At 73.2% G+C, this 23543-nt stretch carries 21 protein-coding genes; 13 read left to right on the top strand and 8 right to left on the bottom strand.

Annotated elements, in window-relative coordinates; genetic code table 11:
• Nucleotides 1-35: 35 nt before the first annotated feature.
• The gene (locus AB0M39_RS03325; protein ID WP_365359590.1) at nt 36-3869 is read right to left on the bottom strand and encodes a BTAD domain-containing putative transcriptional regulator; all 3834 of its coding nucleotides are present in this window, start codon (nt 3867-3869) and stop codon (nt 36-38) included.
• A gap of 149 nt (nt 3870-4018) precedes the next feature.
• Between AB0M39_RS03325 and AB0M39_RS03320 the strand changes: the two genes are divergently transcribed.
• A complete protein-coding gene (locus AB0M39_RS03320) occupies nt 4019-4822 on the top strand; it encodes a site-2 protease family protein (RefSeq protein ID WP_365359588.1) in 804 nt (267 codons plus the stop codon).
• On the opposite strand, the gene AB0M39_RS03315 is transcribed toward AB0M39_RS03320, so the two are convergent.
• Nucleotides 4812-5000 (bottom strand): hypothetical protein, encoded by a 189-nt coding sequence (locus AB0M39_RS03315; protein WP_365359586.1) that lies wholly within the window; start codon nt 4998-5000, stop codon nt 4812-4814. The genes AB0M39_RS03320 and AB0M39_RS03315 overlap by 11 nt on opposite strands.
• 108 nt (nt 5001-5108) lie before the next feature.
• The gene (locus tag AB0M39_RS03310) at nt 5109-5864 is read right to left on the bottom strand and encodes a DUF4386 domain-containing protein (protein ID WP_365359584.1); all 756 of its coding nucleotides are present in this window, start codon (nt 5862-5864) and stop codon (nt 5109-5111) included.
• Between the two features lie 156 nt (nt 5865-6020).
• Between AB0M39_RS03310 and AB0M39_RS03305 the strand changes: the two genes are divergently transcribed.
• Complete coding sequence (locus AB0M39_RS03305; protein ID WP_365359582.1) at nt 6021-6773, top strand: TetR/AcrR family transcriptional regulator C-terminal domain-containing protein; 753 nt, start codon at nt 6021-6023, stop codon at nt 6771-6773.
• Nucleotides 6774-6801: 28 nt separating this feature from the next.
• Here the strand turns inward: AB0M39_RS03305 and npdG are convergent, their stop codons facing one another.
• A complete protein-coding gene (npdG, locus tag AB0M39_RS03300; RefSeq protein ID WP_365359580.1) occupies nt 6802-7515 on the bottom strand; it encodes an NADPH-dependent F420 reductase in 714 nt (237 codons plus the stop codon).
• A gap of 93 nt (nt 7516-7608) precedes the next feature.
• On the opposite strand from npdG, the gene AB0M39_RS03295 reads away from it, so the two are divergent.
• Nucleotides 7609-8211 carry a hypothetical protein gene (locus AB0M39_RS03295; protein WP_365359578.1) on the top strand — a complete coding sequence of 201 codons (603 nt, stop codon included), beginning with the start codon at nt 7609-7611 and terminating at the stop codon, nt 8209-8211.
• A 110-nt stretch (nt 8212-8321) separates the two neighbouring features.
• Nucleotides 8322-9599, top strand: coding sequence for an MFS transporter (locus AB0M39_RS03290; RefSeq protein WP_365359576.1), 1278 nt, complete (start codon nt 8322-8324; stop codon nt 9597-9599).
• Nucleotides 9600-9726: 127 nt separating this feature from the next.
• Here the strand turns inward: AB0M39_RS03290 and AB0M39_RS03285 are convergent, their stop codons facing one another.
• The gene (locus tag AB0M39_RS03285; RefSeq protein ID WP_365359574.1) at nt 9727-9960 is read right to left on the bottom strand and encodes a hypothetical protein; all 234 of its coding nucleotides are present in this window, start codon (nt 9958-9960) and stop codon (nt 9727-9729) included.
• A 58-nt stretch (nt 9961-10018) separates the two neighbouring features.
• Between AB0M39_RS03285 and map the strand changes: the two genes are divergently transcribed.
• A complete protein-coding gene (map, locus tag AB0M39_RS03280; protein WP_365359572.1) occupies nt 10019-10876 on the top strand; it encodes a type I methionyl aminopeptidase in 858 nt (285 codons plus the stop codon).
• 119 nt (nt 10877-10995) lie between these two features.
• Nucleotides 10996-11661 carry a biliverdin-producing heme oxygenase gene (locus tag AB0M39_RS03275; protein WP_365359771.1) on the top strand — a complete coding sequence of 222 codons (666 nt, stop codon included), beginning with the start codon at nt 10996-10998 and terminating at the stop codon, nt 11659-11661.
• Here the strand turns inward: AB0M39_RS03275 and AB0M39_RS03270 are convergent.
• The 3 genes from AB0M39_RS03270 to AB0M39_RS03260 form a co-directional block, all read right to left on the bottom strand.
• Nucleotides 11651-12340 carry a PhzF family phenazine biosynthesis protein gene (locus tag AB0M39_RS03270; RefSeq protein WP_365359570.1) on the bottom strand — a complete coding sequence of 230 codons (690 nt, stop codon included), beginning with the start codon at nt 12338-12340 and terminating at the stop codon, nt 11651-11653. The genes AB0M39_RS03275 and AB0M39_RS03270 overlap by 11 nt on opposite strands.
• A 75-nt stretch (nt 12341-12415) precedes the next feature.
• Nucleotides 12416-14008 carry an HtaA domain-containing protein gene (locus AB0M39_RS03265; protein WP_365359568.1) on the bottom strand — a complete coding sequence of 531 codons (1593 nt, stop codon included), beginning with the start codon at nt 14006-14008 and terminating at the stop codon, nt 12416-12418.
• Between the two features lie 15 nt (nt 14009-14023).
• Nucleotides 14024-15454 (bottom strand): HtaA domain-containing protein, encoded by a 1431-nt coding sequence (locus AB0M39_RS03260; RefSeq protein ID WP_365359566.1) that lies wholly within the window; start codon nt 15452-15454, stop codon nt 14024-14026.
• A gap of 222 nt (nt 15455-15676) precedes the next feature.
• Here AB0M39_RS03260 and AB0M39_RS03255 point away from each other — a divergent pair, with 222 nt between their 5' ends.
• The 7 genes from AB0M39_RS03255 to AB0M39_RS03225 all read left to right on the top strand — a co-directional run bounded on the left by AB0M39_RS03255 (nt 15677) and on the right by AB0M39_RS03225 (nt 23285).
• Nucleotides 15677-16672 carry an ABC transporter substrate-binding protein gene (locus AB0M39_RS03255; protein WP_365359769.1) on the top strand — a complete coding sequence of 332 codons (996 nt, stop codon included), beginning with the start codon at nt 15677-15679 and terminating at the stop codon, nt 16670-16672.
• Between the two features lie 3 nt (nt 16673-16675).
• Nucleotides 16676-18004: an iron chelate uptake ABC transporter family permease subunit gene (locus AB0M39_RS03250; RefSeq protein WP_365359564.1), complete on the top strand. Its 1329-nt coding sequence runs from the start codon at nt 16676-16678 to the stop codon at nt 18002-18004.
• Nucleotides 18005-18054: 50 nt separating this feature from the next.
• Nucleotides 18055-18894, top strand: coding sequence for a heme ABC transporter ATP-binding protein (locus AB0M39_RS03245; RefSeq protein WP_365359767.1), 840 nt, complete (start codon nt 18055-18057; stop codon nt 18892-18894).
• A gap of 155 nt (nt 18895-19049) precedes the next feature.
• Nucleotides 19050-20189 carry an iron uptake system protein EfeO gene (gene efeO, locus AB0M39_RS03240; RefSeq protein WP_365359562.1) on the top strand — a complete coding sequence of 380 codons (1140 nt, stop codon included), beginning with the start codon at nt 19050-19052 and terminating at the stop codon, nt 20187-20189.
• A gap of 11 nt (nt 20190-20200) precedes the next feature.
• Nucleotides 20201-21445, top strand: a complete 1245-nt coding sequence (gene efeB / locus AB0M39_RS03235; protein WP_365359560.1) for an iron uptake transporter deferrochelatase/peroxidase subunit — start codon at nt 20201-20203, stop codon at nt 21443-21445.
• 15 nt (nt 21446-21460) lie between these two features.
• Nucleotides 21461-22429, top strand: coding sequence for an iron uptake transporter permease EfeU (gene efeU / locus AB0M39_RS03230; protein WP_365359558.1), 969 nt, complete (start codon nt 21461-21463; stop codon nt 22427-22429).
• On the top strand, nt 22380-23285 hold the full coding sequence (locus AB0M39_RS03225; RefSeq protein WP_365359556.1) for a hypothetical protein: 906 nt from the start codon (nt 22380-22382) through the stop codon (nt 23283-23285). The genes efeU and AB0M39_RS03225 overlap by 50 nt, the downstream gene beginning before the upstream one ends.
• The last annotated feature ends 258 nt before the right edge of the window (nt 23286-23543 follow it).

The following is a 23543-nucleotide window of genomic DNA, read 5'->3' as shown; positions in this document are numbered from 1 at the left end:
GCGGGCGCCGCCTCGGGCGGGCGCCCGGCCCCGGGTCAGACCAGAGCGACGGCCTCCTCCAGCGTGCGGCCGTCGCTCTCGGCGCGCGCGGCCTCGTACGCGCACTCGTACGCGGCGTCGCCGAGGAGGGCACGGGCGGCCTGCTCGACCTCCTCACGGCTCTCGCGCTCCAGGGAGGGAGCGAAGTGGCCGGCGGGAAGCAGCTGTTCGTACGCGCCGAGCAGGCGGACCGCGTGCCGGACGCGGTCCTCGCCGCCGATGGCGGTGAGGGCGAGGGCGGCGGTCAGCACATGCGAGGCGGGCAGCTGCGGGGCGATCATCATCGAGATGGGGGCGAGGGCCAGCGCCAGGGCCCGGCGCGCCCGGTCGAGGGCGCGGGCGCCGTGGCCGTCCACGGTGTCGAGCCAGGCGAGGCAGCCGAGCACGATGCCCTCGAAGACGGCGAGGGTCTCGGACCGGAACTCCTCGCGGAGCAGGCCGAGTTGCTCCCGGGCCTCGGCGATACGGCCCGTGCGGCCGAGCCGCATCGCGATATAGAGCCGGGCGGCCGGCATCGCCTCGTGCCCGCCCTCCGGGCCCCCGGCGATGACCTCGCGCAGGATGGCCTCGCCCTCCTCGCCGTGGCCGGTCTCCATCAGCACGGACGCGAGGCGGGAGCGCAGCAGCGAGACCTGGCTCTGCGCCCCGAGCCGCTGGGCGTGCACGATGGCGACCTTGAAGTCCTCGGCGGCCTCCGCGTAGTCGCCGCGCCGCTCGAAGGCCTCGCCGCGCGCGGAGAGGGCCTCGGCGGTGCCCCAGGAGTCGCCGAGGCGTTCGTAGATCGCGTAGCTGCGGTCGGCGTCGCGGTGGGCGTCGCCCGCCCACTGGCTGCGGTTGGCCAGGATGTTGGCGCGCATCTGGAGCGCGGTGGCGAGGTCCCATGCGTGGCCCGTCTTCTCGACGGCGCGGACGACGTCGTCGAGCACGTTCCGCAGATCCTCGCCGTCGCCGGTGAGGAGCGAGGCGAAGAACCAGAGCGAGCCGGGGTGGCGGGTGCTCTGCGGGAGGTCGGGGCGGTAGACGCTGACGACGGCCCGGAGCCAGGCGCGCTTGTCCGGGGTGGTCCACTCCTCGAGGTGGTGGTCCATGCTGACCATCCCGACCAGCCGCACCTGCCGCCGGGCCTCCAGGTGGAGCTCGGGCCGCATGGGCGGCGGCGCGTCCGTGCACCGCTCGTGGATCGGGGGCGCGGGCGCGACGGGCGGCGCGAAGGGGTCGGGTCCGAGGTCCGCGACGGCCTGGGACCAGTGCCGGGCCTCGGACCGCAGATCGCGCATCTGCCAGTACCAGGAGAGGGAAAGCACGAGGCAGAGGGCCTCCTGCTCGTCGCGCAGGGCGACGGCGCGGCGCAGGGCGGTGCGGAGGTTCTCGTACTCGAGCTGAAGCCGCGCGATGGCGTCGCGCTGGCCGTGGCCGCGCAGGAGGGGGTCGGTGGTGCGGGCCAGCTCCCGGTAGTGGACGAGATGCCGCCGCTCGACGGCGGCGCGCTCCCCGCTCTCGTCGAGCCGCTCGCCGGCGTACTCGCCGACGGTCTCGAGCAGCCGGTAGCGCATGGCGCCGTCGGGGGCGGGGGCGGCGACGACGAGGGACTTGTCGATGAGCGACCCGAGATACGCGGCGACGTCCTCACGACCGACGACCGGGACGGGGACGCTGGGCTGGCCGGGGGCGGCTCCTGGGGCGTCCGGCGGGCTGGCCGGGGGCGACTGCTCCGCGGGACGCGTCGACCCATCGGCCCCGGCGCCCGCCCGGCCGTCCGGACCGGAGGCCACGGCGGCGGGGGTGCCCGGCTGCCCGTCGACGCGAGCGGGGGTGCCCGGCCCGTCTGCAGGGCCCGCGGGCGCGGGCGGGTGCGACGGGCTCGCGGAGGCGGGTTGGCCGGGGACGGCTCCCGAAGCGTCCGGCGGGCTGGCCGGGGGCGACGGCTCCGCGGGACGCGGCGGCCCATCGGTGCCGGCGCCCGCCCGGCCGTCCGGACCGAAGGCCACGGCGGCGGGGCCGCCCGTCCGCCCCTCCGCGCCAGCGGGGGCACCCTGCTGCCCATCGGCGGCCGCAGGGCCGCCCGGCCCGTCCGCAGGGCCCGTAGACACCGCCCCGTCCGTCGGGCTCGCGCCGCAGACCTCCTCCGCCGCGCTCAGGTCGCAGCCGCCCGCGAATGCCGCCAGGCGGCGCAGGACCGCCCGTTCCGGCGCCTCCAACAGGTCCCAGGACCAGTCGACCACCGCGCGCAGGGTCTGCTGGCGCGGCAGGACCGTGCGGCTGCCGTTCGTCAGGAGGCGGAAGCGGTCGTCCAGGCGGTCCGCGATCTGGCGCGGGGTGAGCATCCGCAGCCGGGCCGCGGCCAGTTCGATGGCGAGCGGCAGGCCGTCCAGGCGGCGGCAGATCTCCCGCGCCGCCTCGGCCGTCCGCTCGTCCTCGTCGATCCGGAAGCCCGGCCGCGCCGACGCGCCCCGCTCGGCCAGCAGGCGCAGGGCCATCGGGTCGGGCAGCGGGTCGACCGGGCGGACCAGCTCGCCCGGCACGGCGAGCGGTTCGCGGCTGGTGGCCAGGATCGTGAGGTTCGGGCAGCTCTCCAGCAGGCGTTCGGCCAAGGTCGCGGCCGAGGCGACGACATGCTCGCAGTTGTCGAGGAGGAGCAGCATGCGCCGCCGTGAGCAGTGCTCCACGAGTCGTACGAGGGCGTCGTCGCCGTGCCTCTCGGCGGCGCGCAGCTCCTCGGCGCCCGCGCCGCGCAGCACCGTCTCGCGAGCGCCGAGCGCGGTGAGGACGGCCTCGGCGACGTTCTCCGGGGCGTCCACGGGGGCGAGTTCGGCCAGCCAGACGCCGTCGGGCCAGGCGTGCGCGGCCTGTTCGGCAGCCTCCTGGGACAGCCGGGTCTTCCCGGCCCCGCCCGGGCCGAGGAGGGTGACCAGACGGGCCTGGGAGAGGTCGCCGCGGATGGTCTCGATGTCCGCCTCGCGCCCGACGAAGGACGTCAGACGGGCGCGCAGGTTCCCGGGCCGCGGCACGGTGTGCGACGAGCCGGGAGCCGGGGCCGGGGTCGGGGACGACACCGCGGGAGCCCGTACGGGATCGGGTATCCGGGCCGGCACGGGCGCAGGCGCAGGCACAGGCGTGAGCAACTGCGCGTGCAGCGAGCGCAGTTCGGCCCCCGGGTCCGCCCCGAGCCGGTCCGCCAGCTCTCTGCGCACCGCCTCGTACGCCTCCAGCGCCTGCGCCGCCCGGCCCGCGTCCCGCAGCCCCCGGATGCGCAACGCGTGCAGCGGCTCGTCCAGCGGGTGCTCCTCGCAGAGGGCGGCGAGCTCCGGCAGCGCCTCCTCCGCGCGCCCCAGCGCCAGCGCCGCCCCGAGGCGGGCGCGACGGGCGTCCAGTCGGCGAGCCTCCCAGCGCGCGGTCTGAGCGCCGCGGTCCGGCAGATCGGCGAGCGCCGGTCCGCGCCACAGCGCGAGCGCGTCGTCGAGCAGCGCGGCCGCCTTGTCGGCGTCGCCCTCCTCCAGCGCCCGCGTCCCCTCGCCCGTCAGCCGGTCGAAACGGTGCAGGTCCACGTCGTCCGCGTCCGCGCACAGCCGGTAGCCGCCGCCCTCCGCCGACGCCACGGCCTCGTGCCCCAGCGCCCGCCGCAGCCGGCCGACCAGCGCCTGCACCGCGCCCACCGCGTCCGCGGGCGGGTCGCCGTCCCACACCTCGTCGACGAGCACGCCGACCGGGACCGTGCGCCCTGCCCTGAGCGCCAGCACGGTCAGCAGCGCGCGCAGCCGCGCCCCGCCGAGGGAGACAGGCGTCTCGTCGTCGTGGAATGCCTGAGAAGTGCCGAGTACGCGATAGTGCACCGGCCCATTGTCCCCGCCGCCCGTGCGGGCCCGTACGGCAGGAACCAGGCGGCACCCACGGGACGTTCTCCCCACGTCACCGGTACGGTCCACCGGTACGGTCTACTCGCACGTCCCGCCACCACTGCCCCGCCACAGGAGCCGCGCCCATGTCCTTCGCCGCCACCCGCCACAGCGACCGGCGGATCAGTCCTGTCTTCATAGGGATCGTCGCCGTCATGGCGGTGACCGGGTGGGCGGTGTGGACGGAGTTCGCGGCGAGCGCGGGCCTTGCCGTGTTCCTGTTCGTCACCTCGGCGTGGATCGTCTCGCTCTGTCTGCACGAGTACGCCCACGCCCGCACCGCGCTGCACGGCGGCGACATCTCCATCGGCGCGAAGGGCTACTTGACCCTCAACCCGCTCAAGTACACGCATGCCCTGCTGAGCATCGTGCTCCCCGTGCTGTTCGTGATCATGGGCGGCATCGGCCTGCCCGGCGGCGCGGTCTTCATCGAGCGGGGCCGGATCCGCGGGCGCTGGAAGCACAGCCTGATCTCCGCGGCCGGGCCGCTGACGAACGTGCTGTTCGCGCTGGTGTGCACCGCGCCGTTCTGGCTGGACGCGCTGGACGGCGTGCCGCTGCTCTTCCGCTTCGCGCTCGCGTTCCTCGCGCTGCTCCAGGTCACCGCGGCGATCTTGAACTTTCTGCCGGTGCCGGGCCTGGACGGCTATGGCGTGATCGAGCCCTGGCTGTCGCACAAGATCCGCCGCCAGGTCGAGCCGTTCGCGCCGTTCGGTCTGCTCGCCGTCTTCGTCGTCCTGTTCATCCCCGAGGTGAACCACGCCTTCTTCGACGCGATCGACGCGATCATGCGCGGGCTGGGCGTGAGCCGCGACGAGACGTGGTGCGGCCAGGAGTTCTACCGCTTCTGGCAGACGGACGAGATGTGCGAGGTGGCGGTCAACCGGTAGCGCCGCGGGCCTCGCGCTCCGCCTTGGCCCTGCGCAGGTAGTACCAGGACATGTTCGAGGAGAGGCCGACCAGCAGCACCCAGACGATCCCGAGCCAGCTGCCCTGCGCGAAGGAGACCACGGCCGCGGCGACGGCGAGGGCGCAGACGACGAGGGAGTAGAGAGCGAGGCGGGGCATGGGGCAGGGCTCCTGTCGGGGTGCGGTACGTCCCGCCCAGTGTCCCCCATGTCCGCCTCGCGCTCGCACGTCGGGCGGCGGGTCGCCGCCGCCGGGCTGCCGGGGCGGCTAGACCGCCACGCGGGGATCGCGGCGGGCGCTCGACGCGTGGGGCCCTGTCTCGGAGGCGGTCGGGGACGGGTCGAAGCCCTTGGCGATGAGCCGGATCGCGAGGGTTGCCTCCCAGGCGAAGACGGGGACGGCGGCGATCGACCCCGGCACGGAGACCTGCTCGTAGAGCCCGAACATCACGGCGGTCGCCGAGAGGCAGATCAGCGGGCCCCCGACGAGCCCCAGCACGGCGATGAACCGCGGCACCAGGCGCGACCGGTACATCAGCCAGGCCAGCAGCAGCGTGTTCGCCCCGAGGGCGACATTGGGCCCGAGCAGGAACGTCCAGTCGTGGATCGCGACCAGGGCCCTGCCCGCGGCGACGAAGGACGACGCGTCGGGGTCCGGCGCCCCTCCCGCCCCTTCTACCCCTCCTGTGAAGTCCCGTCGCAGTGTGACGACCGACAGCACGCTGACGATGCCGACGACGATGACGGCGGCTTCGAGGAGCCGGCCGCAGACATGGCCCAGAGCGGCCCCCTCGCTCTGCCTCCTGATGACCGGGAACAGCGTCACCCCGGTGCCGATCACGGCAGTCGCGAGGACGATCTCGAACAGCGCCCCCAGGAGCACCTGGGTGTCGGCGCCGGCGCCGGCCACGTAGTCGGCCCCCTCCAGCACCGGCCGGTACAGCGCGAGCCCGCCGATCGCGGCGACCTCGGTGACCAGGAACAGCACCCCCGCGACGACCGCGGTTCTTCTCGTCGAGCTCATGTGCACACCCTCCCCAGAGGTGTACGGCGTACACCTGCGGTCGAGACTAGGCGTACGCCGTACACTCGTCAAGGCGGAGAGCCGGTCCACGCCGGAACACGACTGGACACGACCGGACGCGCCGCGACACGACGGGACACGAGGGAGCTGGTCGACATGGCCCAGCAGTCGGAGCCGGCGCGCCGGGCGCCCCTGAGCAGGGATCGCGTGCTGCGCGCCGCCGTCGCGCTCGCCGACGACATCGGGATCGAGGCGCTGAGCATGCGCAAGCTCGCCCAGGAGCTGGGCGTGGTGCCGATGGCGCTCTACAAGCACGTCGCCAACAAGGAAGAGCTGCTGGACGGCATGGTGGACGCCGTCGTCGGAGAGATCGAGCCCCCCGGCCTCGGACCCGACTGGCAGAGCGCGGTCCGGCAGCGGATCCTCTCGGCGCGACGGGCCCTGCTGGGGCACCCCTGGGCGGCGCAGGTGATCCAGTCGCGGACCCGCCCGACGCCGGCGGTGCTCGCGTACATGGACTCGGTGATCGGGATGTTCCGGGCCGGCGGCTTCTCCGTCGATCTCACGCACCATGCGATGCACGCTCTGGGCAGCCGCATGCTGGGCTTCACACAGGAGCTGTTCGACGACGCGCCGAGTGCCGATCCGGCCGGGCAGGCGGCCGCGCTGCGCGAGATGGCGGCGACGTACCCGCACCTCACGGAGCTGGCCAGGGGGGCGGCCCACGACGAGGACTCCGTCGTGGGCCCGGGGTGCGACGACGCGTTCGAGTTCGCCTTCGCGCTGGACCTCCTGCTGGACGGATTCGAACGCCTCCGGCAGCAGGGCTGGACGTCCGCGCCCCGCTCAGCCGAGGACGCGAGGGCGGGGGCGGGGGCGGGGGCGGCACGAGGGGACGCCCCGGCCTAGCCGGGGCGCCCAGGCGTCTCGACGTCGCCTAGACGTCGGTCACGCGCAGACCCGCGTGCGCCTTGTAGCGGCGGTTGACCGAGATCAGGTTGGCGACCAGCGACTCCACCTGGTGGGCGCCCCGCAGCCGGCCGGCGAAGACGCCGCGCATGCCGGGGATGCGGCCGGCCAGCGCCTGCACGATGTCCGTGTCCGCGCGGGCCTCGCCCAGGACCATCACATCGGTGTCGATCTCCTCGATCGACTCGTCCTGGAGCAGCACCGCGGACAGGTGGTGGAAGGCGGCCGTCACCCGGGAGTCCGGCAGCAGGACGGCGGCCTGCTCGGCGGCGCTGCCCTCCTCCGGCTTCAGCGCGTACGCGCCCTTCTTGTCGAAGCCCAGCGGGTTGACGCAGTCGACGACGAGCTTGCCGGCGAGCTCCTTCTGGAGCGTCTCCAGCGTCTTGGCGTGCCCGTCCCACGGCACGGCCACGATCACGATGTCGCTGCGCCGGGCGCACTCGGCGTTGTCGGCGCCCTCGATGCCGAGGCCCAGCTCGGCGGCGGCGGTCTCGGCGCGCTCGGCGGCGCGGGATCCGATGATCACCTTCTGGCCGGCCCGGGCGAGCCGGTAGGCGAGCCCGCGGCCCTGGTCGCCGGTGCCGCCCAGGACGCCGACGACCAGGCCGGATACGTCGGGGAGGTCCCAGGGGTCCTTCGCCGGAGCCTTCGGCGCGGCGGCTGCGCTGTCGTTGGAAGTCATGCGCCGACCCTACTTGCTGGTACACGCGCTCGATCGGGTGAGCCGCGGGGAACCGCTCCCGCCCGCGGGCGGCCTGGTGCAGGATGCACAGCCATGGATGCCGTACGCGTCGCGCTGCTGCGCGAAGTCCTGGCCGGCACCGAGTGGCCGGCGGCGACCCGGCGGTTCGCGGGGGTGCTGCGCTCCTCGGTGGTTCCGCAGGGCGGCGGGCTGCTGCTGGTGGGCACCGAGGAGTACGAGCCGTGGCACCTGGCGGCGCACCTCGTGGACGAGGCGGCCTGGTCGGGGCAGCCGGAGCTGGCGCCGACGCTCGTACGGCACCGGGTGCGGGCCGGGGACCCCGCGCAGCTGGCGGTCGGCCTGGGGCGGATCGAGGCGGCGCGGCGCGGGGAGACGCTGCTGGTGGTCGCTCCCGAGCGGCCGGACGCGGGGCTGCTGGAACGGGTGCACGACGCACGGCGGGCCGGAGCGACGGTGCTCTCGCTGGACGGCGGCGACCGGGAGGTGCACGGCCTGGCGCACGAGACGCTGACGGTGGCGGACGAGGCGGAGGTCGACCTCGACACGGTGCAGCATCTGGTGAGCGCGGCCACCGGGGAGAACAGCCTGCCAGGCCCGCGCGGCCGCAAGCGGCTGCGGGACCGCCTCTCGCGCCTCGCGGACCATCTGACGGCGCCACCGCCGCCCCGCTGGTGAGGGGGGCGGCCCAGCCGCCGGCAGGCGCGGGCCGGCGAGGGCGGTTGCCCCAGCCTCCGGACCGTAATTCGGTTGCTCCGGGCCACTAGCAGCGCAGAGCATGGCCGGTTGTGACCTCCAAGCTCTCCTCGATACTCCCCGACCTGTCCCCCTGGCGGTCCTCCCGCGACTTCCGGCTGCTGTGGGTCCAGGGCCTGGTCACCTTCTTCGGCAGCTCCATGGCGCTGATCGCCCTGCCGCTCCAGATCAAGGAACTGACCGGGTCGCCGCTCGCGGTGGGCGTGATGGGCGCGGTGGAGCTTGTGCCGCTGGTCGTCTTCGGGCTGTACGGCGGGGCGCTCGCGGACGCCGTCGACCGCCGCAAGCTGATCCTCGGCACCGAGGCGGGCATGGGCCTGCTGGCCGTGATCCTGCTGGTCAACGCGGTGCTTCCGGAGCCGATGCTGTGGCCGCTGTACGTGGTCGCGGCCGGCGTCTCGGCGCTGGCCGGTCTGCAGCGGCCGGCCCTGGACTCGCTGATGGCGCGGATCGTGCCGCACGACCAGCTCACCGCGGGGGCGGCGCTCAACGCCCTGCGCTGGCAGCTCGGGGCCATCGCCGGCCCCGCGACGGCGGGACTCGTCGTGGCCTACGCGGGCCATGCCACGGCGTACGGGGTCACGGTGCTCAGCTTCGTCGCCTCGGTGCTGCTCTGCCTCAAGCTGGCCTCGGCCCCGCCCGCGCACGACGCGGAGAAGCCCTCGCTGCGGGGGATCGCGGAGGGGGCGCGGTACGCGTGGTCGCGGCCGGTGCTGCTCGGGACGTACGCGATCGACCTGGCGGCGATGTTCTTCGCCTTCCCGAACACGATCTTCCCCTTCCTGGCGGACGATCTGGACGCGGAGTGGGCGCTGGGGCTGATGTACGCGGCGGGGTCGGTCGGCTCGCTGGCGCTGAGCCTGACCAGCGGCTGGACCTCGCGGGTGCGCCGGCACGGGCTGTTCGTGGTCTTCGGCGCGGCGCTGTGGGGCGTGTCGATCGCGGCGGCGGGATGGTTCGGCAACGTATGGCTGGTGCTGCTGTGCCTGGCGTTCGCGGGCGGCGGCGACATGCTCAGCGGGCTGGGCCGCTCGACGATCTGGAACCAGACGATCCCGGAGGAGCTGCGGGGCCGGCTGGCGGGCATCGAGGTGCTCTCGTACAGCGTCGGCCCGCAGCTGGGCCAGGTCCGCGCGGGCGCGATGGCGGGCTGGACGGGCACACGCGCGGCGGTGTGGAGCGGCGGCGTGGCGTGCGTGGTGTCGGTGGGGCTGCTGGCGGCGGCGCTGCCGAAGCTGGTGACGTACGACGCGGAGACGGACGAGGACGCGCTGCGCCGCAGGGCCCAGAAGGAGGAGGCGGGGGTCTGAGGCCGAGGAGGCCGGGGAGGCGGGGGTCTGAGGCCGAGGAGGCCGGGGAGGCCGCCGTCTCGCCTCCCCGGCGCGGACGCCCCGCGCCCCGCCCCTCAGGCGCCCGACGAACCGGGCGCCCCCGCCACTACGCCGCGCCGCCCTCCCCCGTGGAGGACTTGTCGTGCCACTTCGGGTCGGTCTCCCACTCCTCGTTCCGCTCCTGCGCCTTCTCCATCGCGTGGGACGCCTCCTCGGGGGAGGCGTACGGGCCGAAGCGGTTCTTCGCCGGGCACTCCGGGCCCTCCTCGACCTTCTTGTGCTGGAGGCAGTAGTACCACTCGCCCGGCTTTCCGGCCGTACGCTTCTTGAACAGGGCCATCGTCGGCTCCTTCCTCTCCCGCCATGCTGCCCCATCCCCCCTGGTTAGACTCGCTGGCATGTCTGGCCAGTCGCTGCTCGTACCAGGGGAGCTCTCCCCCACCCGTTCCGTTCCCGGATCCATCCGGCGTCCCGAGTACGTCGGGAAGCCCGCGCCCACGCCGTACACCGGGCCGGAGGTCCAGGACTCCGACACCGTGGAGCGCATGCGCATCGCGGGGCGCATCGCCGCGCAGGCGATGGAGGAGGCCGCCAAGCACATCTCCCCCGGCGTGACCACGGACGAACTGGACCGGGTCGCCCACGAGTTCATGTGCGACCACGGCGCCTACCCCTCGACGCTCGGCTACCGGGGGTTCCCCAAGTCGCTCTGCTCCTCGGTCAACGAGGTCATCTGCCACGGCATCCCCGACTCCACGGTGCTGCGCGACGGCGACATCGTGAACCTGGACGTCACCGCGTACATCGGCGGCGTCCACGGCGACAACAACGCCACCTACCTCTGCGGCGACGTCGACGAGGAGTCGCGCCTGCTGGTGGAGCGCACCCGCGAGTCCCTCAACCGCGCCATCAAGGCCGTCAAGCCCGGCCGTCAGATCAACGTCATCGGCCGTGTCATCGAGTCGTACGCCAAGCGCTTCGGCTACGGCGTCGTGCGCGACTTCACCGGGCACGGGATCAACTCCTCGTTCCACTCCGGCCTGATCGTCCCGCACTACGACGCGGCGCACGCCACCACGGTGATCCAGCCCGGCATGACCTTCACCATCGAGCCGATGCTCACCCTGGGCACGCACGAGTACGACATGTGGGACGACGGCTGGACCGTGGTGACCAAGGACCGCAAGCGGACCGCGCAGTTCGAGCACACCTTGGCAGTGACGGAGACCGGAGCGGAGATTCTCACGTTGCCGTGACCCGTCAGGGGGGTAGTGTTTTTACCGACAGCTCGTCGGGAACACATTGACTTAGGTAAGCCTAAGTAGAAAGATCGGTGGTGGCAACCGCCACCACCGACTCCTCCCTGGAGGCCGCCTTGGACGCCAGCGTCACCGCTACGCCGTTCTCCACGCTCATCCGCGTCGCCTCGCACGAGCAGCACACCCAGGCGGAGACCTCCAGCTTCATGAGCGACCTGCTGGGCGGCCGGCTGGGCGTGGACGCGTACGCCCGCTACACCGAGCAGCTGTGGTTCGTGTACCGGGCGCTGGAGGAGGCCGCCGAGCGGCTCCAGGACGACCCGGTCGCCGGACCCTTCATCCAGCCCGAGCTGATGCGCACCGCCGAGCTGGAGCGCGACCTCGCGCATCTGCGGGGTCCCGACTGGCGTGAGGGGCTCCTCCCGCTGCCCGCCACCCTCGCCTACGCCGAGCGGGTCGCCGAGTGCGCCCGCGGCTGGCCCGCGGGGTATGTGGCGCACCACTACACCCGGTATCTCGGCGACCTCTCCGGCGGCCAGATCATCCGCGACAAGGCCGAGAAGACCTGGGGCTTCGCGCGCAAGGGCGACGGCGTGCGGTTCTACGTCTTCGAGCGGATCGCCAACCCCGCCGCCTTCAAGCGGGGCTACCGCGAGCTGCTGGACGCCGTGAACGCCGACGACCTGGAGAAGCAGCGGATCGTCGACGAGTGCAAGCGCGCCTTCGACTTCAACAGCGCGGTCTTCCGGCAGCTGGGCGCGGAATTCCCGCTCAGCGCGTAGCGGCGAGCGGGACAGACCGGACGGGGGCCGCGAAGCGTACGCGGCCCCCGATCTCGATCTCGCCGTGGGGGCCGGGTGCCGTCAGGATCTGCGACCCCCGGCCCTGCCGGATGTTCAGCGCCCGGCCGAGCAGGTCGGTGAGCAGCAGCGCCGCGGCGCCCGTCGCCTCGTCCTCGACGATCCCGTCGTCCCTGCGCGGGAAGGCACGGGCGCGCACCCGGCCCGCGGCCTCGTCCTCCCAGGCCCAGGCGTAGAGCCAGCCCTCGCCGGGCGGCGGCGCGGGCAGCGCGTCGACCTCGGCCGAGGACGCGTACTGCCGCAGCTCCCGCGGCGGCGCCCACTCGGCGCGCGCGGTGATCCAGGTGAACTCCCCGTCCTGGCGTGCCCACACCTCGCCCGCCGGCGGGTTCACGGCCTCCACGTCGAGCAGCCACGCCGCGCCGACGAGCGGGTGCCCGGCGAAGGGCAGCCGCAGTCCCGGGGTGTAGATGTCGACGACGCCGCGCTCGGGGTCGTCGACGAACACGGTCTCGCTGAAGCCGAGTTCGGCGGCGAGCGCCTGGCGGGACGCCTGGTCGGGGTAGGCGCGGGGGTCGCGTACGACGCCGAGGGCGTTGCCGTGCCGCCCGTCGGCGCCGCAGAAGACGCTCAGTACCTCGAGGGCCTTGTTCTCGTTCACCCCCGCATTCAAGCAGGGCCGTACCGCGGCTGCGGTACGGCCCTGGAGAAACAGCGGGGTACGAGGAGGACGAGGTCAGGAACGGGCGGCCTCACGGCGCCGGATCGCGAAGACCACGCCCGCGCCGGCCGCCGCCGCGACGCCGGCCGCGGACAGCAGCGCGGCGGTCGGGACCGTGGCGCCGGTGGTGGCCAGCGCGCCCGATCCGCCGACGGAGCCGCCGGAGCCGCCGCCGACCGTGCCGCCCGTCGAGCCGCCGGCCGTGCCGCCGGTGCCGCCCGAGTCGCCGCCCGTGGAGCCCGCGGAGTCGCCGCCGGGGGCCGGGGTCTGGTCGCCGGGCAGTTGCGCGTCCTCGTCCAGCGCGACCGAGACCGTGAGCGCGTCCAGCTTCTCGCCCTTCTTGTACATCCCGCCGAACGCCTTCTCGCCGTCCGCGGTCAGCTCCGCCGGGACGCCCGACAGCGTGACCACGTCGCCCACGGCCTTCGGGCCGCCCGCCGGGAGGGTCAGGGTCGCGATGCCCAGGTTCTCGTAGACGGAGACCTTCTGCGTCTTCTTGTCCTTGGTGGACACGTCGGCGACCAGCGTGCCCTTCGCGCCCTTCGCCTCGACCTCGAAGCCGCTCAGCGACAGGTCCATGAGGTACTCGTCGCCGGTCTTGTGGCCCAGGAAGCGGACGCCGCCGTCGAAGGAGGCGGCCAGGGACTTCTCGTCCGCGTCGAAGGAGCCCTTGCCCTTGGGGAAGCGGTAGCCGGCGGCCGAGTTCGCCGCGCCGCCGCTCAGCTCCACCTTGCCGTGGGCGATGGGCCCGGTGACGTAGCTGCGGAAGGACTTCTTCACGCCCCAGTCGAGGTTGCCGTCGACGATCGCGCCCTCCTCGGGGCCCGGCCTCCCCGTCGTGCTCGCCGTCGGCGACGGAGTGGCCGTCGGCGCTTGCGTGGGCGCGGTGGCGGTCGGGCCGGGCGACGGCGCCGTGGCCGTGGCCGACGGGGTGGGCTTGGGGGACGGCTGCCCGTCGCTGACGGGCGTCACCGTGAGGGTGGCCGCGTCGAGCGCGTCGCCCTCCTTGTACATGCCGTTGAACGCCTTCGCGCCGTCCGCGGTGAGCTTGGTCGGGATGTCCTTGAAGACCATCGCGCCGCCCGGCCCCTGCCCCGGGGGCACGTTCGTCAGGTCGAGCTGGGCGACGGCGATGTCGTTCTGGGTCGCGCCGTTGAGGGTGACGTCGGCCTGGATGGCTCCGCCCTTGCCCTCGGTCACGACCTTCACGTCGGCGAGCTTGATGTCGAAGGCGTGGATCTTGGAGGAGAACAGGACGCTGCCCTTGAAGGCGGTGTCGGTGCCCTTCTTTGCCGTGTCGTACGTGCCCTTGCCGTCGGTGAAGGTGAACGGGCCGTTGTTCGCGGCCTGCTTCGCGCCGTCGGCGACCTCGATCTTGCCCGCCGCCATGCCGGTCACGTACTTGCGGAAGGACTCCTTGAAGCCCCACTCCAGTGTGCCGTCCTTCAGCTCCACCGTCGGGCCGGCGGCCGGCGCGCCGGCTGCGGGAGCGCCTGCCGCGGGGGCTTTGTCGGCCGCGAGCGCGGGGAGCGCGAACGCGGTGGCGCCGAGAGCGGTGGCGGTGGCGACCGCGGCGGCGAGTGCTATGGGGCGGCGGGTGGCTGGCATGTCCGAGTTCTCTCCTCAGTTCTGGGTGGTCGTACGGCGGCGCCGGACGACGTACAGGGCGATGGCCGCGGCGGCGAGCACTCCCGCGCCGACGGCGATGTAGGCGCCCGTGTGGGCGCCGGAGCCGGACGCGGCGGGAGCGGCCGCGGAGCCGGCTTTCTGGTTCTTGGTCTGGGAGTCGGCCCCCGGCTGGGCGGACGGCGCGGCGTCGCTGCCCAGGTCGGGCAGGGCGGGCAGCTTCGCCTTCTCGTCGACGGCGACGGCGAGCGAGACCGGGTCCATGGCCGTGCCCGCCTTGTACATCCCGCCGAAGGCCTTGGCGCCGCCCTCGGTGAGGGTCGCGGGGGCCTCGGTGATCCTGGCGAGGCCGTCCTTGGGCGCGAAGTCCTTCGCCTCGAAGGCGATCAGGGGGACGGCCTCTTCGGTCCTGCCCTCGCTGACGACGTCGGCGAACAGCGTGCCCTTGCCGTCCTTCACCTCGGCGGCGACCTTGGCGAGGCTCAGATCGAGATGGGCGCCGGTGAAGCGGACCGTGCCGGCGAAGTCGGCGTCCAGGGTCTGCTTCTCGGCGTCGTACGAGCCCTTGCCCTTCGGGAAGCGGAACAGCGCGCCGCCGTCCTGGGCGCCGTCGGAGAGGGTCCACTTCCCCTTGGCGATGGCGCCGGTGACGTACTCGCGGAAGGTGCGGCGGACGCCCCAGTCGACGGCGGCGTCCGTGAACGCGCCCTCGGCCCGCGGCTTGTCGCCCTTCTTACCGTCCTCGTCCTTCTCGTCGTCCTTCTCCTCGGCCGACGGGGCGGGCGAGGGCTTCTCGGGCGCGGCGGCCGCCACGTCGACGCTGAGGCTGACCGGGTCGAGCGGGGTGCCGGCGGTGTAGTAGCCGGCGAAGGCGCGGGCGCCCTGGGAGGTGAGGGTCGCGGGGACGCCGTTGAGGGCGACCGGACTCGAGCCGCCCCTCATGTCGACGCCGGAGAGATCGAGGGCGGCGAAGGGCACCTGGGAGGAAGTGGTGACCTTGCCGGTGGACCTGGCCTTGCTGACGATGTCGACGTAGACGGAGCCGCGGCCGCCGGAGATCTTGACGGTGGGGCGACTGATGGCCAGGTCGAGCTCGTGGGAGCCGTCGGGCTTGCGGTGGCCGGTGAAGTGGACGCCGCCGGAGAACCCGGACTGGAAGGCGCCGCTGTCAGGGTCGTACGAGCCCTTGGCGGAGTGGAAGCGGAACTGGCTGCCGCCGACGGTGGCCGCCCCGCCGGTCAGGCTCCAACCGCCGTTGGCGATGGGCCCGGTGACATAGCTCTGAAAAGACGATTTGATACCCCAGTCGAGTCTGCCGCCCTGCACCGGTGCGCTCGCCGCGTGAGCGACGCCGGCCGGCAGCAGGGCGCCCAGCAGCGCCACGAGCAGCGCCACGGGGAACACGCGGTCCGGTCTGGACGACGACATGGGAACCCCTCCGAGGGTCTGGCCAGCAAGGTAAGGCTAACCTAAGCTATCTCCAGTCCGACTCGGAAGCCCTCCGGTCACAGAAGTCTCAAGTGCGTTGCTTCTCAAGTGCGTTGCACCGCACGGCAGAAGACGACCAGGGGGCGACGACGGCGGGCCACGGCCGATGGACGACCACAGACGACGATCGACGGGACGGTGCCTCCGGTGCGCACACCTCGCATGGCGAGTGCGGTGATCACACTCCTCGCCCTCGCCCTGACGGCGACGGGCTGTGGGGGCACGGACACCGGCCCAGGCAAGCCCAAGGCGACCGCGTCGTCCGCCGCCGACCGGGTCGAGCCGCTGGCCGCCGCCCCCGAGTCCACGCTGCCGGTCACGGTCGCCTCGGCGGACGGGAAGCAGGTCACGGTCTCGTCGACCGACCGGATCGTGCCGCTGACCGGATCGCTGAACGAGATCGTCTTCACGCTCGGCCTCGGCGAGCGGGTCGTCGCCCGCGACATCACGGCGACCTTCGAACAGGCCTCGGATCTGCCGGTGGTGACCCGTGCGCACGACGTCTCGGCGGAGAGCGTGCTCTCGCTCAAGCCGACGGTCGTCCTCGCCGACACCTCGACGGGCCCCGCGGAGGCCGTCGCCCAGATCCGCGACGCGGGCATCCCCCTGGTCGTCGTGGAACCGGCCAAGAGCCTGGCCGACGTGGACAGGCGCATCGACGCGGTGTCGGCGGCGCTGGGCGTGAAGGCGGCGGGCGAGGAGCTGAAGAAGCGTACGCAGGCACGGATCGCGGCCGTGCAGAAGGAGATCCCGCCGCCCGCGGACGAGGGGAAGAAGCCCCGGGTGGCCTTCCTCTATCTGCGCGGCTCGGCGGCGGTCTATCTGCTCGGCGGCAGCGAGTCGGGGGCGCCGTCCCTGCTCGAGGCGGCGGGCGCGGTGGACGCGGGCAAGGAGTCCGGCCTGACGAAGGACTTCACCCCGATCACGAGCGAGGCGCTGGCGAAGGCGGCGCCGGACGCGATCCTGGTGATGCGCAAGGGCCTTGAGTCCGTGGGCGGTCTGGACGGCCTGGTGGAGATCCCGGGGGTCGCGCAGACCCCGGCGGGGATGGACCGCAGGGTCGTGTCGATCGACGACGGCGTCCTGCTGAACTACGGCCCGCGGACCGACCAGGTGCTGAAGTCCCTGGTCGCACAGCTCTACGCGAACGGAAAGTAGCGGATGGCGACCTCAGCCGAGGAGACCGAGGGATCCCCCGCGCCCCACGCCTCGCGCACGGGCGGGCCGAAGCCCTCTGCGCCCGGGGACGGTTCGCCGGCGGATGCGGGGGTGGCGCGGGTCGCGCCGAAGACGGCCGCGCTGGAAGCGGCCACGACCTCCGGACCCCACGACCCCGACACGGGCGGGACGAAGCCCTCCCCGTCCAGCGGCAGCTCGCCCGACGACGCCCAGGTCGCGCCCAAGCCCGCCGCCCCGACGGACGCGTCCGCCGCCCCGGAAGCCCCCGACCGCCCCAAGGCCCCCCGCAGTCACGCCCCCCTCCTCGGGCTCGGGCTCGTCGTGGCGCTGCTGGGGCTCTCCCTCGTGTCCGTCGGGCTCGGGGCGTACGAGATCCCCCTCGGCGACGTCCTCGCCTCCGTCCAGCACCGGCTCGGCCTCGGCGGGGCCCCGCTGGACCGGGTCGGGGAGAGCGTCCTGTGGAACGTCCGGCTGCCCCGCGTCGTCCTCGCGCTGCTCGTCGGCGCGTCCCTCGGGTGCGCGGGGGCGCTCATGCAGGGCGTGTTCGGCAATCCGCTCGCCGAGCCCGGGGTCATCGGCATCTCGTCGGGCGCCGCCGTCGGCGCGGTCGGCGCCATCGCGCTGGGGCTCAGCTTCCTCGGGAACTGGACCGTGACCGTGTGCGCCTTCGTCTCCGGGCTGGCGACCGTGCTGCTCGTGTACGCCGTGTCCCGCTCGGGCGGACGGACCGAGGTCGTCACCCTCATCCTCACCGGCATCGCCGTCAACGCGTTCGCGGGCGCCCTCATCGGGCTCTTCATCTTCTTCGCCGACAACGCGCAGATCACCCAGATCACCTTCTGGCAGCTCGGCTCGCTCTCCCAGGCGACCTGGCCCAAGGTCCTCGCCGTGCTCCCCTGCGCCGTCGTCGGGCTGATCGTCGCTCCGCTCTACTCGCGCAAGCTCGACCTCCTCGCCCTCGGCGAACGGCCCGCCCGGCACCTCGGCGTGGACGTGGAGCGGCTGCGGATCGTGCTCGTCCTGGTCGTCGCGCTGCTCACCGCCGCCGCCGTGGCCGTCGCGGGGATCATCTTCTTCGTCGGGCTGCTCGTCCCGCACCTGCTGCGCATGGCGAACGGCTCCGGCCACCGCTTCCTCGTCCCGGGCAGCGCCGTGGCCGGCGCGCTCGTCCTGGTCGCCGGCGACCTCGCCGCCCGGACCGTCGCCGATCCCGCCGAGCTGCCCCTGGGCGTGCTCACCGCCCTGTTCGGCAGCCCGTTCTTCTTCTGGCTGCTGCGCAGGACCCGTCGCAAGCAAGGTGGTTGGGCATGAGGGCCGTACGGAGCCGGTCGGCGGCGCGGAGCATGTCGGCGCTGCGGAGCCTGTCCGCCGTACGGAGCCTGTTCGCCGTACGCGAGCGGGAGCTGCCCGCCCGGCCGGAGCCCGGCGACGCGCTCGCCGAGACGCTCGGCCTCCATGTCCGCCTGGGCGCCCGTACCGTCCTCGCCGGCATCGACGTCGCCGCCCGCGCCGGCGAGGTCCTCGCCCTCGTCGGGCCCAACGGCGCCGGCAAGTCGACCCTCCTCGCCGCCCTGGCCGTCGACCTGCCCGCCGCGCGGGGCGAGGTGCGCGTCGCCGGGCGGCCCGCCGCCGACTGGTCGGCGCCCGAACTGGCCCTGCGCCGGGCCGTGCTGCCCCAGTCCGCCGCGCTGTCCTTCCCCTTCCCCGTGGCCGACGTCGTACGGATGGGCCGGGCGCCGTGGGCCGGCACCGCGGCCGAGGACGAGGACGACATCGCCGTCGCCGAGGCCATGGCCGCCACCGAGGTGTCCGAGTTCGCCGCCCGGCCCTTCTCCGCGCTCTCCGGCGGCGAGCGCGCCCGGGTCGCCCTCGCCCGCGTGCTCGCCCAGCGCGCCCCGCTCCTGCTGCTCGACGAGCCGACCGCCGCGCTCGATCTGCGCCACCAGGAGCTGGTGCTCCGCGTCTGCCGTGCGCGCGCCGCCGCCGGGGACGCCGTCGTGGTCGTCCTGCACGACCTCGGCCTCGCCGCGGCGTACGCGGACAGGGTCGCCGTCCTGCACGGCGGGCGCGTCGCCGCGGAGGGCCCGCCCGCCGAGGTCTTCGACGGCGAACTGCTCGGCGCCGTCTACCGCCAGCCGGTCGAGGTGCTCGCGCACCCCCGTACCGGCGCCCCTCTTGTCCTCCCCCTGAGAACACTTTGACCCGCCTTTGACCACGCCGTGATCCGCCCGTATCCGGGGCCCGGAGGTGAGAGCGGGATCACTGGACGGGCAGGCGCCCATCAGGTAAGCCTCAGTTAAGTTAGGTCCGCCTCACCACCGCTCAGCCCCGTAACTCAAGCCCTTGTGGAGCCCGTATGCAACCCGCCAGATCCTCAGCCGTCACCGTCGCCGTCCTCGCCACGGCTCTGGCCGCCGTCACGGGCTGCACGCAGAAGAGCGACGCCAAGGGCGACGGGTCGGTCCAGGTCGTCGCCAAGGACGACGCCTGCGAGGTGTCCAAGAAGGAGTTCCCCGCCGGCCACGTCGAGCTGGCGATCGAGAACAAGGGCTCCAAGGTCACCGAGGTCTACATCCTCTTCCCCGACGACCGCATCGTCTCCGAGCGCGAGAACATCGGCCCCGGCACCAAGCAGAAGCTCACCGCCGAGGTGAAGGCCGGCTCGTACGAGATCGCCTGCAAGCCCGGCATGAAGGGCGACGGCATCCGGCAGAAGGTCACGGCCACCGGCGACGGCAAGGCCGTCAAGCGCAGCCCGGAGCAGGACGCGGCCGTCGCCGCCTTCCGCAAGTACGTCCAGGCGCAGGCCGACGAGACGCTGCCGAAGGCCAAGGTCTTCGCGGACGCCGTGAAGGCGGGCGACATCGAGGCGGCCAAGAAGGCGTACGCCGACTCCCGTATCGGCTGGGAGCGCACCGAGCCGGTCGCCGAGTCCTTCGGCGACATCGACCCGAAGGTCGACCTGCGCGAGGACGGCCTGGAGAAGGGCCAGGAGTGGACCGGCTGGCACCGCCTGGAGAAGGCGCTGTGGCAGGACAAGAAGCTGGGCGCCGCGGAGGCGAAGCTCGCCGACACCCTCATGGCCGACCTGGCCGTATGGCAGAAGAAGGTCGGCGCCGCGGAGATCACCCCGACGTTCATCGCCAACGGCGCCAAGGAGCTCCTCGACGAGGTCGCCACCGGCAAGGTCACCGGCGAGGAGGAGCGGTACAGCCACACCGACCTGGTCGACTTCAAGGCGAACGTCGAGGGCGCGCAGAAGGCGTTCGAGCTGCTGAAGCCGGTCGCCGTGAAGAACGACCCCAAGCTGGTCGCCGAGCTGGACAAGCAGTTCGCGGCGATCAACACGCTGCTCGACAAGTACCGCAAGGACACCAGCTCGTACGAGTTCACGTCGTACGAGAAGGTCGGCAAGCCGGAGCGCAAGGAGCTCTCGGACGGCGTCAACGCGCTCGCCGAGCCGCTCTCCAAGCTGGCCGCCGCGGTCGTCAAGTAAGAGGGGCCACGATGTCAGAGGAGACCGGCGGCCGGGCCCCGTCCCGCCGCGCGCTGATCGGCTGGGGCGGCGCCGGGCTCGCGCTCGGCGCCGCCGCGGCCGGCGGGGCCGTCGCCCTGTCCCGCGGCGAGGAGACCGCGCCCGCCGCGGCGGCCGGCGCGGCCGTCCCCTTCCATGGGGCGCATCAGGCCGGCATCGCCACCGCGGTCCAGGACCGGCTGCACTTCGCCGCCTTCGACGTGAAGACGAAGGACCGGGCCGAGCTGGTCCAGCTGCTCAAGGACTGGACGCGGGCGGCGGAGCGGATGGCGGCCGGACGGCCCGTCGGCGAGGGCGCGTTCGGCGGTCTGGAGGAGGCCCCGCCGGACGACACCGGCGAGGCGCTCGGCCTCAAGCCGTCCCGGCTGACGCTCACGATCGGCTTCGGCCCCTCGCTCTTCGCCAAGGGCCGCTTCGGCCTGGAGGGCAGGCGCCCGGCGGGCCTGGCGGAGCTGGAGAAGTTCCCCGGCGACAACCTCGACCCGGCGCGCAGCGGCGGCGATCTGTGCGTCCAGGCCTGCGCGGACGACCCGCAGGTCGCGGTGCACGCGATCCGCAACCTCGCCCGCATCGGCTTCGGCAAGGTCGTGGTGCGCTGGTCGCAGCTGGGCTTCGGCAAGACCTCGTCGACGACGCCCGAGGCGCAGACCCCGCGCAACATGATGGGCTTCAAGGACGGCACCCGGAACATCGCGGGCACGGACTCGGCCGAGCTGGACAAGCATGTGTGGGTGTCGGAGAAGGACGGCCCGGCGTGGCTGTCCGGCGGCTCGTATCTGGTGGCCCGCCGGATCCGGATGAACATCGAGACCTGGGACCGCACCTCGCTCAAGGAGCAGGAGGACATCTTCGGCCGGGACAAGGGCGAGGGCGCGCCGGTCGGCAAGGCCGCGGAGCGCGACGAGCCGTTCCTGCCGGCGATGCTGCCGACCGCGCATGTGCGCCTCGCGCACCCCGACACCAACGGCGGGGCGAAGATGCTGCGCCGCGGCTACTCCTTCACCGACGGCACGGACGGTCTGGGCCGGCTGGACGCGGGCCTGTTCTTCCTGGCGTACCAGCGCGACGTCGACAAGGGGTTCGTCCCCGTGCAGCGTTCGCTGGCGGCCGCCGACGTTCTCAACGAGTACATCCAGCACGTGGGTTCGGCGCTGTTCGCCGTCCCGCCGGGCGTCCGCGACAAGGACGACTGGTGGGGCCGTGCGCTGTTCTCGTAACCGGAAGGGACCGACGTGTTCGGCAACTATCTGATCGGCCTGCGCGAGGGCCTGGAGGCCAGTCTGGTCGTCTGCATCCTCGTCGCGTATCTGGTGAAGACGGGGCGGCGCGACGCGCTGCGCCCGATCTGGATCGGCGTCGGGGTCGCGGTCGCGATCTCGCTCGGCTTCGGCTTCGCGCTCGAATACGGCTCCCAGGAGCTGACGTTCGAGGCGCAGGAGCTGCTCGGCGGCTCGCTGTCGATCCTCGCGGTGTGCCTGGTGACCTGGATGGTCTTCTGGATGCGGCGCACTGCCCGGCATCTGCGGGCCGAGCTGCACGGCAAGCTGGACGCGGCGCTGGAGATGGGCCGGGGCGCGCTGGTCGCGACGGCGTTCTTGGCGGTGGGCCGCGAGGGTCTGGAGACCGCGCTGTTCGTGTGGGCCTCGGTCCGGGCGGCCACCGACGAGGCCAACAGCACGCAGGAGCCGCTGCTCGGCGTGCTGCTGGGCATCGCCACCGCGATCCTGCTGGGCTGGCTGTTCTACCGAGGGGCCCTGCGGATCGATCTGGCGAGGTTCTTCGCCTGGACCGGCGGGATGCTGGTGGTCGTGGCGGCCGGCGTGCTGGCGTACGGAGTCCACGACCTCCAGGAGGCCCGGTTCCTGGGCGGCCTGGCGGACAAGGCGTTCGACGTCTCCACGACGATCCCGCCGGACAGCTGGTACGGCACGCTGCTCAAGGGCGTCTTCAACTTCCAGCCCAATCCGACGGACCTCCAGATCACGGTGTGGGCGCTGTATCTGGTCCCGACGCTTGTACTCTTCTTGGCCCCGGTAGGGTTTCGACGGTCAGTGGGGGTCGAGGATCAGAAGGCAACCGATGAGAAGGCTGGGTCGGGCGGCGACGGGGCTCGCGGCGACGGCGGTGCTGTCCTTGACGGCGAGCGCGTGCGTGACGGTTCACGGGGAGCGGGAAGTCGTTCCGGCGGCGAAGAAGGATGAGGCCGCCGAGGCCCTGAAGGCCTTCACCGACGCGTACAACAAGGCGGACAAGGCCTACGATCCGGCCCTGGACGCCGCGTACGTCACCGGCGCGCTCGGCGCGATCAACCAGGCCGGGCTCAAGGCGCGGCAGGTGAACTTCCCCGACGGCAACCCGAGCCATGTGCCGCTGGAGCTGACGGACGCGAAGTTCACGATCCCCAAGAAGGCGGGCTGGCCGCGCTGGTTCGTGGCCGACGCCGACTCCAACCGCGATGTGGACAGTGGCCCGCAGGACAACCGCTGGCTGCTGGTCTTCGTGCGCGGCGGCGTCGACGAGACGTGGAAGGCCGCGTATCTGACGATCCTGGCGCCGGACGCCATACCGGTGTTCAAGACCGACGCGGACGGCTGGGGCGAGCCGGTGGCAGCCGACAGCGCCGCGCTGGCGGTGGCGCCGCGGAGTCTGAGCGAGGACTACGCCTCGTATATGCAGAGCGGGAAGCCGGAGACCTTCAAGGACGGTCCGCACACCTCCGTCTGGCGGGCCGACCGCAAGAAGGAAGCGAACCTTCCGGGCATCTCCACCCAGCACCTCGACCAGCCGCTGGACACCGACGACTTCGCCCCGCTGGGGCTGGCCACGCAGGACGGCAGCGCGTTCGTCTTCTTCTCCGTGCGCAACTTCGAACGCCAGACGGCGGCGAAGGGCCTGAAGCTGAAGGTCCACCCGGATGTGAAGGCGCTGCTGACCGGCGAGGTGAAGTCCACGATCACCAAGGAGCGGGTCTCCAGCCAGGCCGCGGTGGTGCCGGCCAGCGGGCAGGTGGAGATACGGGGTCGGCTGACGGGTCTGACCGCGGCGACGGGGTCGTAGCGCGGGCTGTCACGGCGATCGGGTCGTAGCCCGGCTTGTACGCGATGGGGCGTACGGGGGGCTCGGCTCAGGCCGGGCAGCCGTCGGGCGTACGGGGCTCGGCTGTTCGGCTCGGGCCGGGTAGCCGGGGAGGCGCCGGGATTCTCGTGAGGCGGCGGGTCGCCCGTCGAGCAGCGTGTGGCGCGACGGGTCGCCCGTCGAGCAGTGCGCGAGGCGATGGGATCGCGGGCGCCGGGGCGCGTACCGTTCCCGGCCCCG

The organism is Streptomyces sp. NPDC051907 (assembly GCF_040681075.1).
In the GTDB taxonomy this organism is placed as follows: domain Bacteria; phylum Actinomycetota; class Actinomycetes; order Streptomycetales; family Streptomycetaceae; genus Streptomyces.
The sequence above is the reverse complement of the archived record's forward strand: the minus strand, read 5'-3'. Positions and strand labels throughout refer to the sequence as shown.